The organism is Paraburkholderia gardini, assembly GCF_907164545.1.
Taxonomy (GTDB): Bacteria; Pseudomonadota; Gammaproteobacteria; order Burkholderiales; family Burkholderiaceae; genus Paraburkholderia; species Paraburkholderia gardini.
Map to the genome: position 1 here is coordinate 144,410 of NZ_CAJQZB010000008.1, position 14,216 is coordinate 158,625.

Sequence of the window (14,216 nt, forward strand, 5' to 3'; positions counted from 1 at the left end):
GCAAGCGTCAAACGTCTGACGACAATCCGCGAACAACCTGTTCCGTTGTTCAAACCCAATGTAACCGACCGCTACGGCATCGAAAACGTCTTCACGAGCGTCAGCTCTCCCGCCTTGCGCATTGGCACCCGGACCGTCTCGCTCTTCTCGTTCGGCGTGTTCTCGTCGGTGATGATCGAGACCTGCGCGACAGTCATATCGCCTGTGCGGTTCCCGCTGCCGTAATAGTTCACGTACACAAGATACGTACCGGGAAGCGGCGCCGCGGATGAATAGATCTCCGGCCCGTAACCGGTCGTGACGTCGACGTCGAGCGCACCGCCGTTCGGCGCGACACGGTCGCCATAAAACGTGTGCACGCCGTCCGGTGAAACGACGTGCAGATCGAGATCCGTGCCGTCCGTGTCCCATGCCAGCACGATACGCAGACGGGGACGCGTCTTGCCGCTATACGCGTCGTAGAACTGGACACGCTTGCTGGTCCCGTCGGCCGCGCGCACCTCGACGCTGTTGCTGCCGCCGGCGAACGCATACGGCCGCGAAAAGCTGCCGTCGGCCTCGACGCGTTGCGGCAACGGCGTCCCGTTCACGACCATGGTCGCGACAGATGTCTTTTTCGATGTCGCCTTCGGTGCGCCCTTGATGTGTCCCGCGATCATCGCATTGACCGACTGCCCCTCGGGCGTCGCCACCGAGACCGCCGGATAGTGCACGTCCTGCGTATAACGCGCGGTGTCGCCGCTGGTATTGCGCCAGCCGTTCAGCGGCGCCGTAATGTCGATACCGGTCGCGCGTGCGGGGTTTGCGCACAGAAGAAGAATCGCGGTAACCGCGACGAGCGTCGGATGGATGCGTGACCAGCGGCGCGTGTTGCGCCGGCTGCATGGGGCGTGTTTCATTGACTGCTCCAGTCAGAGCGAATTAACGCGCGCGCGGTGCGCTCGACGAACGCCTCGTCCTGCCCGCGCGGATGATGTTGAAACGCAAGATGCACGTATTCATGCGCGAGCGCGATGTGGTCGTCCTCAGTCTGCAAACGATGGATATACAGCCGATTTCGCCGCGCATCGGCATAGGGGCGGCCATCACGCACCGCACATACGGCGGGCAGATCGGGGGTTTCGTAACCCGGTTCCGTATCGAGGCGGCGCGCCCACAGCCTGGCGTTACGGTCGAGCCACTCGCGCGCGCCGGCAACCGTCTGGCAATCGTCCGAGAGCGGACTCTGGAACGATGTCAGCGTCGCCTGAGGCCATGTCCTTGCGAGAATCGCATCGAACGCGAGGCCGCGCCGCGCAGCCGCTTTCGCGTCGAGCCAGCTCATCTGTAGAGGCGCCGCCCGGTCGTGGTGATACTGAACCGTGACGCCCGTCAGCACGAGCCCGTCGGTCAAATCCGCCGCACGCCGCGCAGACGCCCGCGCGGCACGCGACAACACACGCTGCGTACGACTGCTGTCGTCAATGCGGAAGCACCCGCGGTCGCGTCGCGCCTGTTGCACGAGATAGCTTCGCGCGGCGACGGCAAGCGCTTTCGCGGCTTCCGGTTCATCCGTGTCGCCTTCGCGCTCGACCACGCGGGCGATATAGTCGTTCAACCCGAAACGCCCGACGATGCGCGGCAGGCCGGCCGCATCGTTGTCGAGCATCAGTTCATCGCGACTCTCGATACGCAACCAGTTGCCGTTTGCAAACCCGACGCGAAACGCGCCATCGAGCGGCCCGGGTTGCGTGACCTTCGCGCTCCCCTTCGATTCGCCCAGAACCTCACGGATCGGGTATCGCGCGAAGAAATCGACCACCACGCACGCCGAGTCATCGGGTACGCTCACCCGCGACAGCAATGGGCCCACTGCCGGCGCTGCCTCGGCCAGCACGCGCGCGCTGCCACCCGCGCCCCCGAGCCACACTGGCGTTCCGTCCGCGAGCCAGCCCGCGGCGCCGCCGATCGATGCGCCGGGTCGCGCCGGATCGGGCATCGTCCACGTTTTCGCGCGCAACACGCTTCCATATAACGATACGGTCCCTTCGCCGCGTCCGCTCGTCAGCACCGATACGAGGGTGTTCGCCGCATCCGCGCGGGGACGTGCCGGCATCGACTGCAACGCCGTCAGCAGATCGATGACGCTCACACGCTGCCCGGACCTCATCGAACGCAGATCGCGCAGCCACATGGGCGCATGCGCCGCGCTCCAGTATTGTCGCCAGCCGGCCGGATCGAGATGCAAACGGGCGGGCGCGAAGTAAAGGCCGCATGATTGCACGAGCGCATGTTCGCGATCGATCCGTCCGCCCGTCATGCAGCAATACACCTCTTCGGGATCGCCGCCAGCGCATGTGTAATCCGGCGACGCGATGCCCTTGTCGACAAGGTAGCCGTAGACAAACAGCTTCCACACGCTGCCAAGCTGCGTTTCAAGCGTCGGCGGCAACGCCTGCGCCGATTGCGCGGACAGCGGCGTGCCGGACGCGGCACGCGCATCGAACTGCCACAGCGCCGCGCGGCCGTCATGCAGCCACGCGAAGCGCGTCGTTCCGGGCGCGGATGATTGCATCGGCGTGCCTGCGAGCGAGTTCGTCGGGCCGGCCCAGAGGAGCGTCAACACGATCACCGACATCACACGCAGCAGCCGCATCATCGACATGTCACTCACTCGATCCGCATCGTGATCAACCTGTCGCTCGTGCCGCCTTCAAAAGCCTTCGCGTCGGGTTGGTACATCCGGAAGAATCGGGCTGGCGGCACGACGAACGTGCCCGGCAACGCAAAGCGCACGAGCTGGCGCAGCGTGACGGGACGATCGAGCAACGGCACGGGCTGGTGATACGCCATCTCGCCCATTTCAAACGTCGCCGCGCGCTGGAACGGCTGCGGACCGCTGCCGCCCTCGCCCGGCCCGGGCAGACCTTCGATGCTCACGCCCCAGCTTGTCGCCTCCACCGAGCCGCCAGGCGGTAACGGCACGTCGAGCAGGCCATAGTGAAACGCGCCATCCTTCTTTGGCGTCAGCCGGACTTCGTCGACGTAGAGCGCGTTGCTGTCGATCGAATCGCCCGGTTTGAGTGCCTTCGCGGAGAACGTGAAGCGGCCCGGCTCCTGCGTCTTGTCCTTGTCGCCGGTGGCTGCCACCGGCACGAGCCGGTACAGCGTGCGTTCGATCGTGACCGGCAAGCGGCTCGCTTCGCTCGCGTGGCTTCGGAAAGAAACCAGCGCGGTAACATCGGGCCGCACTGTGTTGACGTCGAGTGTCGCGGGTGCGGCGGCGCCGCTCCAGTTCCAGACAGCCGCGCCCGTCGGTGTGGTGGACGATGTCCAGCCCGAGCCCTGCACCGAGGGCAATGACGTATCGACCACGTCGCCGCCCAGCGACTTGCGCAGCCATAGCAGCGTCAACGCGCGATCGAGCGTCGGATACCCGGCGCTGCTGTTCGCAAGCAGGACAGACACGTCGTTCGTCGCGGAACGCCCCACGCCACCGGTCATGATCAGCAGGCTCTGCACAACCGGTGCGGGATCCGCGGCAAGTGAAGCGCGCGCGGCACTGGCAAGCGCGTCGAAGCCGTCGGGCAATGGCGCATTCACGCCGCGTGCCATCGATGCAGTCAACACAACGGCCATCGCCTTGCCGCGCGGCGTATCCGCCTGCGCGAAGATCACGCTGTCCGACGCATCGAACGTGCCGGCGTGCGCATCGGCAGGCTTCGCGCTCTCATGCGCGAGCTGACCGGCCACGCCGGAGAGCGGCGTCGCGACGGGCAGCCCCATCTGCTGCATGAACCACAGCGCGAGCGCTCGGTGCAGTAACGGCTCCCTGCCGGCGGCATCGCGATAGACGTCCATCGCGCGCTGCCAGTTGTCGGCGGGCAGCGAGATGCCGAGGCTGCGGCTCGCCAGCCAGTCCGCGTAATACGCGTACGCGGTGATCAGCGCACTGCCGCGCGCGGTATCGCCCCACCAACCGAACGTACCGCCGACGCCCGCCAGCATCGCCAGACGTTGTCGCTGGTTACGCAGCAGCGCGTCGATGTCTTGCGTCGCGCGGGGATTCTCGCCACGGCTGATTGCATCGCGCGCCAGCGTCAGAGGAATGAGCCGGCTCGATGTCTGTTCAGCGCAGCCATAGGGATACGCGATCAGATCATCCGCGACGCGCGCGAACTGGCTCGCCGCGCTGCCCATCAGGCGTACGCTGATATCCCGCGCGTCCGGAGCAAGCGCAAGCGGCTTTTGCGCGGCATCCAGCGTGACCGCCGTTTCGTGAAGATCGAGCCAGCCGGTTGCATCGAGGCCGATGGTCGTCTGCAGGCGATCGACGGCGTTGCCCGCCTGGCGCAAGCTCGCGGTCACCACACCCGGCTTCAGCGCGCCACCTGGCAGCTTCAGATAATTCGCGCCGGGTTTCAGCATGACTTTCTGGTTAATCGACAGACCGCCGCCATCGACGATCCAGTCGGCACTCACGTCCGCCGTTGTCTGGTTGAACGCAAGCATGTCGATCGCAGGCTGGTCGTTCGCGCGAAAATGCGTCGGGCCGCTCCATTTCAGATATAGCGCCTTGTCCGAGCGAACGTAGGCGGTGCGCTGGCCGACCATGCCATCGACGCTAACCGCGCGTACGGTGATGCGCCAGCGCGCGAGCGCGTCCGGCATCCTGAACGTCATGCGGGCATGGCCGTCGGCATCCGTGTGCAGATTGCCCTCCCATGCCGCGGTGTCCATGTCGTCGCGACGCGGCCGTTCCAGCACCTTCACGCCGCGCTCGTTGTACTGCCCGCGCTGCGGACCGCCGGGCGCGCCGCGCAATGCGGACAACGCCAGATCGTACGTAATGAACGACAGGCTCGACGACGTACGCACGTTATTGCGTCGCGGGTGGTAGAAGAAATCGACGATGTCCGGCGCGATCTCCGGTTGCAGCACGTAGACCATTTCATCGACCACGCTCACGGTCAGATTCGACGTCACCGGCTTGCCGTTCAGCGCGCTCGTGAGATCGAGCGTGACGAGCTCGCCGGGGCCATACACCGGCTTGTCGCTTTTCACGGCGATATCGATCGATGGCTGCGCGACGACGATGCCGGCGTTCTGGAACACGTATTCGCCTGCGTGTACGTAAAGCACCGAGAACGTCATGTTCGGCGCGAAGTTTTCGCCGACCTTGATACGCGCCTTCCATTGCGTGGGCGCGACGCGTTGCAGGTTCACCCAGTCGCCGCCCGAAGACAGCAACGCGCGGCGCTCGACGTTGTCGCGTTCGAGCGTCAGCAATGCGTCGTCGACCGCCATCGGGAACGTGATCAGTGCCTCGGCCGTGTCGCCGACGCGATAGCGGTCGCGGTCGAACACGATCTCGACGCTGCCGGGAACCGCCTTCACGCCGTCGCCCGCGACCCAGTGGCTCGCCGCGGCGAGCAGGTTGCCAGCGCCGTCCTTGACGGAGAGCATGTACGAACCCGGTTCGTCGAACTGGACGGGGAACGCCAGCGTGGCGCCTGCCTGCGCGCCGTTGAGCATGCCGCCCGCATGCGTCTGCGATTCGAGGCGCACCCATTCCCACGTGGCCGGCGCGCGGGCAGTGGCGCCCGCGTCGGCTGCGGCGAGCGCCTGCACGGTGAAGTTGACTGTTTCCTTTGGCTTTGAGAACGACTTCGGCGCAGAGAGCTTCCATGGCGTCGCGCCGCGCGCGATCAGCACTTCACGTGTCACCCGCACGCGGTACGCGGCGCCATCCTGCGCGAACAGCGTCAACGCGTAGCGGCTCGGCTCCTTCGCGGCGGGCAAGCTCAGCGTCGCGTTGCCGTCGCTGTCGGTCGTGAGTTCCTGCTGCTCCAGCTTGACGGGAAAGAGCCCCGCATAGCGCAGCTCGCCGTCGACGATCGTGACACGCTGCGCGCGCAGCGTCACCGACACCTTGCCGTCACGCACCGGCTTGCCGTCCGGATAACGCAGCGCGATGCGTCCTTTCAGCGTGTCGCCGGTTGCGTAGTCGGTCTTGTCCATCGTCAGGTTGACGTCGAAGTGCGGCTTCACATATTCGGCGACGCGAAACGCGCTGCCATACATATCGCCGTTGTAGCGAAAGCGCAGCGTGTAGCCGCCGGCCGTCGCCTCCGAGGGAATGTTGAAATCTGTCTGCGCACCGGTATCCGACGAGAAATGCACCTTGTTCGTCGCGATCGGCGAGCCGTTCGGATCGAGCACGTCGAGGTTGATGTCAGCGTCGGCCGCGGGCGTCGACGTCGTTGCATTTTTGAACGTGCGGCCGATGAACTTCACATGCACCTGATCGCCTGGCCTGTACAGCGGACGGTCGGTCACCGCGTAAATCTTCGTGTTGTAGATCTCGCTGTCGTAGTAAAAATTCTCCGACACGAACACGCCGCCCGCCGGATCGCTACCAAGCACATAGCTTCGTTCCGGGCTGACATGCTGCAACATCAGCGCGCCGTCGTTGCCCGTCGTGCCGCTTTGCAGGACGCCCACGCCATCGGTCCAGTTCACGGTTGTACCGGGCACCGGCCTGCCGTTGTCGCGACGCGCGGTCCACACGAGCAGGCTGCCCGATGCAGCCTTCACCACCGCGACGGTATCCGATACAAACAGCAATGTGTGCGCACGATAGTTGCCGATGATCGCCTCGACGAGGTACAGCCCCGGCGGCAGCTTGCCGACCGGAATCATCACGTTGCCCGGTGAAGCCTCGATAAAGTTGCTGCTACTGCCCGCAAGATCGACGCCCTTCGGCGGCTCGATATTTTTCGCGTCCCAGATCGGGTAGCGAAAGCGCGCAACCACGTCGTAGCCCTTCAGCGGCGCGAAGCGCGACGCGGGTTCGAAGTGCGTCGGCTTGCCGGCCTGCTCGCCGAGTCTGAACTGCGGCTGGGCTTCGGTGACCTTGCTGCGCGTGGCGAACGACAGGACGCGTTGCCACGCGCGACGCGCCCCGGTGAACCACCGGTCCCACAGATACGCGAGCGTATTGGCAAGCCCTTCGCCCTGATAGTTCGGTGCGATGGTCAGACGATGCAGATTCTTCTGCGCCTTCAGGAATTCGAGCGGCCGCGGCACGCGGTAGACGACGACATCCGCGCCGCCATACGCCTCGAGTTCCGACCTGAATTCGCGGCCTGGCGCCTCGAGGCGCACCTGTGCAACCTGACTGGCGCCGAAACTTTTGTCCGAGAGCAGGAAGAACGGCTGGCCGTTCACCACCTGCGTGTCATATCCGCTCGGCGTGGCTGACGCCAGCGTGGGATTGTCGGGCGGGTTCGCCGCATCGTCGCCGGTGCTGGAGACGGCCGGCGCTGTCGCGGCATCGTCGGCCATCGCGGGCAAAGCCGGCAGCGACAGGCACAACACGAGTAGCGACATCAGGGCCAGAAACACCATGCGCGCGCGGCGCCGCGTGCCGACGGAAGATTCGCTGCAAGCGTTGATGAAAGGCATACGGATCATGGCGTGAGAAAGGCAAAGCGAAAAACCCCGACGAAATTCGGATTGCCGTCGAACGGCTGCCAGCGGGAGTCTTTCCATTGCATGAGATCGGAAACGGCGACGGCACGCAGACCGTTATCGGTCGGCGAGACGGTGCCTGTGTGATAGGCGATGCAGCGGTCGAGCCAGATCATCAGATGCTGGTCGTCGCCCTGGTCGAAGAACAGCAGATCGCCGGGTAGCGCCTGATTTACGTCCTTCGCGACGAAACGGCAATTGCGTTGAACCAGCGCAATCGCGGACGCATACGGCCCGACGCTGCCGTCGATATGCGCCCAGCGGTTGGCCAGCGAGCGTTGCGATGGCGAAAGCTGCAGTTCCGGCGGCAAGCGGCTCGCGTCGGCGACGCCGCTCATGCCATTCGCGCGCAGCCACTTCGCGTCGTGCGGCCTGAGCGCCTCGCCGGCCGCGAAGCGCACGAGTCCCGCGCAGTCGCGTTGCGTCCAGCGCGGCGTCGGGCCGCGGCGCATCTGCTGGTCGACGATCCGCACGAACCACGCGCGAAATGCGGCGGACTGTCCGGGCGAAAGCGCATCGGGATCAGGCGGGGCGGTCGTGCCCGACAGCGCGTGCGCGCCCGACGCGACAAGCGGCGTAACCAGTGCGGCGGCCACGCGTGCCAGCCACGCGCGACGCAGCGAATCAGGCACACCCGAGGTGTTGCGCGCGGGCATGTCAGTCGCTCCCGGCACCGGGCTGATCCGGGGGCGTATCCGCGCCGCCGTTTTCCAGGTCTTCCGCACCGGCGGCGGCCGTGCCCGCGCGATCGAAGTGCCATTCGACTGGCACCCACGACGTCGTTGATGGCAGATTCGACGGCAGGCTCAACGACAGCGGCGGATAGTGCGCGAGCGCATGCAGTTTCGGCGTCAGATGCGTGCGGGCCGCGTTCCGGAAGATCGATTCCTGATCGGCGGGCAGCGCCGCGCCGGCTTCGCGCTCGATGAGCGCAGCGGCCGCGGCGGGTGTCAGCGTGACGATCGTGCGCGCGAGGCGCTGCGGCGACAGCGTATCCGAGAGCGCCGGATAGCGCTTGTCGAGCACCGCAAGCGTGTCGTCGACGAGCCGCGCGTCGGGCGAAAACACCAGGTAGCCGTGGGCAAGCGCGAGCGTCACCGGGAAGTAACGCGGCGCGGCCAGCTGGGCGCCAAATGGCGCCCTGGCCGCGAGCGCCGTGCCCGAGCGCGCACTGACGGGCCGCTGCCAGACGGTGACGTCAGCGCCTGGCGCTCGCGTCGTTACAGGCAGACGGCGATAGCCCGCTTCCTTGCCGGCGTTCGCTTCATACGCGCCGATTACTTCGCCGAACGCACTGGCCAGCGCCGTTTTCAGCGCAGGATCGACCGTTGTGGCCGGGGCTTTCAGGCGTGCGACGAAAACCGGCGCGACCAGCGTCGACTTCGCGTACCAGCAGGCCGCCGCCGGCCCCGCAAGATGATCGCTGATCTGCGTGGCCGCTTGCGGGCCGCCCGCGATGACGTTGCCGAGCAGGCCCGCGGCATCGTTCCAGTCGACAGGCAGGCTCGCGCATGCTGCGGGGTTGGCGGGCAATGCGTGCCACAGATCAGTGCCGTTCCATTGCTGCGGCAAACGGGTGGGATCGATCAGCGCCGCGGTCTGCCAGACCGCCGGCGCATCGCCCGTCGATGAAAAATCAAACCGCAGCGCCACGATGCCGGAGAAAAACGCCTGATAGCCGAACGACAGCCAGTTCGCCGACACGACCACGCGATGCCCCTTCACTTCCGCCGGCAATGCGTCGAGCCGGAAAGCGCGTGCCGTGTCGTCGTGGCCCGACAGCATGCTGGCGACGAGATCGGCGCGCTCGCCGATCGGCACGTTATCCGCATCGAGCAGCACGCCGGGCGCCGACATAACGACAAGGCGATCGTCCTTCGCGGCGAACAGCACGGTGCGGCCCACCGCGAGCTTCAGGGCGTAGACGGGCACGTCGCCCCGCAGCTTCGCGACCTGGCTCAGTTGCGTATCGCTCGCCGCCACGGTGGCGAGCGCCTGCAGGAGTTTCGCGAGTCCATTGCGATGCATGGACATCATCCAGTAGCCGGGACGGCCGTCCGGTGACCGCCAGAGCAACACGTGCGCGGGTTCGTCGAAAACGCGCCTGACCAGCTCGTCGCGCAGATCGAGGTGATGCTCGAACGCGAGCCGGCGCAGCGCGCCTTCCGCGGAAAGCCGGCTGCTGTTCGATTCGTAATAGTCGACGAAATCCTGCGTCAGTACGTCGTGCAGCAGCGGCACGCGCAGGATGTCGCGCGGCAGCCGCGAGAGCGCTTCGCTATCGATGATGGCGTCGGGATGGTGAATATCGAGGACGACTTCGGCCGTCTGCACCGCATGCTGTTTGCCGAAATACCGCCAGCCCGTCCCTATGCCGATGGCGGCGACAACCAGGACACTGGCCACGAGAATGGCGATTTTCTTACGCGACATCTTCATCTGATTTCGAATGCTTATTGTTATCGCCCGATGCAGTGTTCGGGAAGGCCGAAAACCGGCACAAAAAGTATCAGCATTGAACCGTTCAACACTGAACGTCATGCTAAAAGACTGACACCGTTAAACCGTTAGAACCAGTTAAACCCATGCGAAGCGGCCCGGCTGACGGTCGTGGCGATCATAACCGATATTTTCTGGCGCAAGCCAGGATCGCTCGAAATTTGACGACATATAACAATCGTCTGAATCAGCTTGCGCAATACGGCGGATTACTCCGTCAGACCGGAATATTCAGGCCGTCTCGAACAGCGGCAATATCCGACGGTTTATATGCAACCCAGATAAAACCCGGCAATGGAAAGCCGGATTGAGAACGGCCATCAATCTGAAAATGCGCCACTCAATACACCTGTTTTATTTTTCATTCATCGCGACGCGTTTTCGCACGGCCTACACCACATTCTTTTCGACAATCGGCCGGTTCTCCAGCACGCGCGCAAAACCGAGCGACGACAGATCGAGCGTCGTATAACGCCCATGCAGGATCAGCTCGCTGATGCCGCGCCCTGTCGCCGGCCCCTGCTGCAAGCCGTGCCCGCTGAAACCATTCGCGAAGATGCAGTTATCGACATCCGGGTGATGTCCGATGATCGCGTTCTGGTCGAACACGTTGTACTCGTAATAGCCCGACCAGCAGTTCTGCACGCGCAACGCCTCGAACTGCGGCACGCGATGCGCGAGCGTCGGCCAGATCACGTCGTCGAAGAGCGCATGGTCCACTTCGTCGAGCGGCAGGTCGTCGGGATCGTTGTCCGCCGCAGGCGACGTGCCGCAAATAAACGACTTGCCCTCCGGACGAAAATAAACGCCCGACGGATCGATCAGCAGCGGACAGTGCGCAAGCTGCGCGGGCGAACTCACATTGAAAATGCTGCGACGGCGCGCGAAAACCGGGATGTCGATGCCGGCCATCGCCGCGACCGTTCGCGACCACGCGCCTGCCGCGTCCACGACCACGTCGCACGCATACGTTTCGCCGTTCGATGCGATTACTTCGGTCACGCGTCTTCCGGTGCGATGCATCGCGCTCACTTCCGCTGCCACGTAGCGCGCGCCCAGCGCCTGCGCCTTCTTGCGCAGCGCCTGCACGAGGCCATAGCCGTCGAACCAGCCTTCGCCCGATTCGCCGTACGCGCCCGCGGCGAGATCGTCGGTATTGAGCCATGGAAAGCGCGTTTGCAGCGCTTCGCGATCGAGCAGGCTGATGTCGGCGCCCAGACTCTGCTGCAGCGCGTGATTTTCGCGCAACGTGCCGACACCCGCGGGCGTCGCGAGAAACAGATAGCCGCCCTCATGCAGATCGATCGAAGGTTTCGCGCCATCAATGTCGAGCCGCTCGCCGATCGAGCGCAGAAATTCGATGCCGTAGAGCGACATCTGGATGGATAGCGGCGTGGAAAACTGCTGACGGATCGAAGCCGCCGACAACGCCGACGAAGAGCGCGCGTAAGTCGGATCGCGCTCGATGACCGTGACGCTTACGGTGGGATCGGACGCACGCAGAAAATACGCAATCGAACTGCCAATGACGCCACCGCCGACGACCACGACTCTCGAATCCACGTCTCACTCCGTGAGGAAGCTGCGTGCCGGGCGCGCTGCGCGGCGCCCGGGCGTTACACGTTATCTGCGTCTGCATCGCCATCGCCGCCCGCCTGACCGGGCGGCCAGAACGTCTAGCCGATGTTGAAATCGATACCCTGCGCGAGCGGCAACGCCGACGAGTAGTTCACCGTGTTCGTCGCGCGGCGCATATACGCCTTCCACGCGTCCGAACCCGATTCGCGGCCGCCGCCGGTTTCTTTCTCGCCGCCGAACGCGCCGCCGATTTCCGCGCCGCTCGGCCCGATGTTGACGTTCGCGATGCCGCAGTCGCTGCCGGCGTCGGAGACGAAACGTTCCGCTTCGCGCAGGTCGGTAGTGAACACACACGACGACAGGCCGTGCGCCGCCGCGTTGTTCGCCGCCACCGCCTCGGCGAAATCCGTGTAACGCAGCACGTACAGGATCGGCGCGAACGTTTCCTTCAGCACGACCGGTGTTTGCGACGGCATTTCGACCAGCGCCGGACGCACGTAGTAGCCGTTCCCGAATCCCTTCACGTCGACGCGCTCGCCGCCCGTCACCTTGCCGCCTTCGCTGGCAGCCTGCTGTAGCGCCTCCTGCATGCGCGCAAACGCCTGTTTGTCGATGAGCGGTCCCATCAGCGTGCCCTTTTCCAGCGGATTGCCGATCGGCACCTTCGCGTAAAGCTGCTTGAGGCGTTCGACGGTCTGCTCATACACGCTCTCATGCACGAAGAGACGCCGCAGCGACGTGCAGCGCTGGCCCGCCGTGCCGACCGCCGAGAACAGGATGCCGCGCAGCGCCAGTTCCTGATCGGCAGTCTGCGTGACGATGCCCGCGTTGTTGCCGCCAAGTTCAAGCAGCGAGCGGCCAAAGCGCTTCGCGACTTCGACGCCCACCGTACGACCCATTTCCGTGCTGCCGGTGGCGCTCACCACCGAAGCACGCGGATCGGCCACGAGTTTCGCACCGACTTCCCGTGTGCCGTTGATCACGGCTGTGAGCCCGGCAGGCGCGTCGCCAAATTCCTTTAGTGCTTCGACCAGGATCTGGTTGACGGCGAGTGCGGTGAGCGGCGTTTTCTCGGAAGGCTTCCAGATCACCGCGTTGCCGCAGACGAGCGCGAGCGCCGCGTTCCACGACCAGACGGCCGCCGGAAAGTTGAACGCCGAGATCACGACGCAGGTGCCCATCGGATGCCACGATTCCGCCATGCGATGACCGGGGCGCTCCGATGCGATCGTCAGGCCGTACAGCTGACGCGACAGGCCCACCGCGAAATCGCAGATATCGATCATTTCCTGCACTTCGCCGAGACCTTCCTGGAGAATCTTGCCGGTCTCGAGCGTGATGATGCTGCCGAGCGCCTGCTTCTTTTCGCGCAGACGGTTGCCGAGGAGGCGCACCAGTTCGCCACGACGCGGCGCCGGGACATCGCGCCACCGGGCGAAAGCCTGCTTCGCGCCGGCAAGGGCCGCGTCGACTTCGGCGGTGGTGTTGCTGGTCACGCGCCCGATCAGCTCGCCGGTGATCGGCGAATGCACGGCGATGTCGCCGGCTTCAGCCAGATGGGCAATGCCGAGATCGGCGAGGATGGTCGAAGCGTTCATGGCATGAGTCCTTTGATTTCCAATACGAAACAAAAGCAGATCCGGAGACTATACACGGTGGGTTTTATGGCGACAACCCCGGGTAGGCCCGAGCCAGCGGCCATCATGAAGGGCCCGATGCGGCAACGTCTGACCCTTTGCCACCCGCGGTTCCCGGGTGAGCGACGACACCCGCCATGCCGGCGCGACCTGATGGAAAAGCCGGTGTTTCTTATAGGAAAATCGCAAGTCGTCATTTTGCTTTTGGCCTGCCAGTGGCCCCACGCAGCAGGCCACGGAACATGCACGCGGAACGCGACGCTATGTGAGATCGTGCAGATTCTTCTCACGTGGTGGCCCGACCTCGAAGTCCGCAAAGTCGACGACGAGGCCCGAGCGTTCCGGCGTACAGCACATCGGCCCCACGAAATAGCTTTGCGCAACAGGAAACGGCGCAAGCCTCAGAAGTGGCCATGTCTTGCCATCGGTCGAGAACTGCAGCTTGAGCACGCCTTTCGACACCGTCGCGCGCAGCCAGAATTCGCCGGCCGTCGCGAGGCTGGATCCGGTTGCCCAGTCCGACTGCCCGACGGTCAGCACGCTGCTCAGCAACAGCGCGCCATCAGTGAATTCGACACCCGCCTTCACCCAGTTCGCCTCATCGATGCGCACCATCAGCCCGGCCTGGTCATACAGCGATTCGAAGCCGCCGCGAATCTGCACCTGCGCCGTGAAATCGCCTTTTGTGCGCGTGCCGAAGCAATGACCTGAATCGCGCACGAAACCGTAGTGCGTCCCACGCCAGAAATCGGTGCTGGCATCTGTCGTGACACGCAGCAGATCGCCTTCCAGAACCCATGTCGCGGGCTCGTTCAGCCATTCGCACTGATTGAACACGGCGTTTCTCCTGTCGACCAGAGTTGGCGCTTCAGCGCCTTACTCTGGTCCCATGCAAGGTACTTGCGGTCGACCAGAGTTGGCGCTTCAGCGCCTTACTCTGGTCCCATGCAAGGTACTTGCGGTCGACCAGAGTTGGCGCTTCAGCGCCTT

At 64.7% G+C, this 14,216-nt stretch carries 8 protein-coding genes; all 8 read right to left on the minus strand.

Annotated elements, in window-relative coordinates; genetic code table 11:
- Positions 1-71: 71 nt before the first annotated feature.
- The gene (locus tag LPA37_RS08710) at positions 72-899 is read right to left on the minus strand and encodes a YfaP family protein (protein WP_228979319.1); all 828 of its coding nucleotides are present in this window, start codon (positions 897-899) and stop codon (positions 72-74) included.
- A complete protein-coding gene (locus tag LPA37_RS08715) occupies positions 896-2,554 on the minus strand; it encodes a DUF2300 domain-containing protein (RefSeq protein ID WP_228979496.1) in 1,659 nt (552 codons plus the stop codon). The genes LPA37_RS08710 and LPA37_RS08715 overlap by 4 nt, the downstream gene beginning before the upstream one ends.
- A gap of 95 nt (positions 2,555-2,649) precedes the next feature.
- The gene (locus LPA37_RS08720; RefSeq protein ID WP_407672502.1) at positions 2,650-7,455 is read right to left on the minus strand and encodes an alpha-2-macroglobulin family protein; all 4,806 of its coding nucleotides are present in this window, start codon (positions 7,453-7,455) and stop codon (positions 2,650-2,652) included.
- Complete coding sequence (locus LPA37_RS08725) at positions 7,452-8,168, minus strand: DUF1175 domain-containing protein (RefSeq protein WP_229012292.1); 717 nt, start codon at positions 8,166-8,168, stop codon at positions 7,452-7,454. The genes LPA37_RS08720 and LPA37_RS08725 overlap by 4 nt, the downstream gene beginning before the upstream one ends.
- A gap of 1 nt (position 8,169) precedes the next feature.
- Entirely contained in the window at positions 8,170-9,951 is a 1,782-nt protein-coding gene (locus LPA37_RS08730; protein WP_229012293.1) for a DUF2138 domain-containing protein, read from the minus strand.
- Positions 9,952-10,401: 450 nt separating this feature from the next.
- Positions 10,402-11,574, minus strand: a complete 1,173-nt coding sequence (locus LPA37_RS08735) for an NAD(P)/FAD-dependent oxidoreductase (RefSeq protein ID WP_229012294.1) — start codon at positions 11,572-11,574, stop codon at positions 10,402-10,404.
- A gap of 113 nt (positions 11,575-11,687) precedes the next feature.
- Positions 11,688-13,187: an L-piperidine-6-carboxylate dehydrogenase gene (gene amaB / locus LPA37_RS08740; RefSeq protein ID WP_229012295.1), complete on the minus strand. Its 1,500-nt coding sequence runs from the start codon at positions 13,185-13,187 to the stop codon at positions 11,688-11,690.
- Positions 13,188-13,487: 300 nt separating this feature from the next.
- Positions 13,488-14,063 carry a DUF1349 domain-containing protein gene (locus LPA37_RS08745; protein WP_229012296.1) on the minus strand — a complete coding sequence of 192 codons (576 nt, stop codon included), beginning with the start codon at positions 14,061-14,063 and terminating at the stop codon, positions 13,488-13,490.
- Positions 14,064-14,216: the final 153 nt, after the last annotated feature.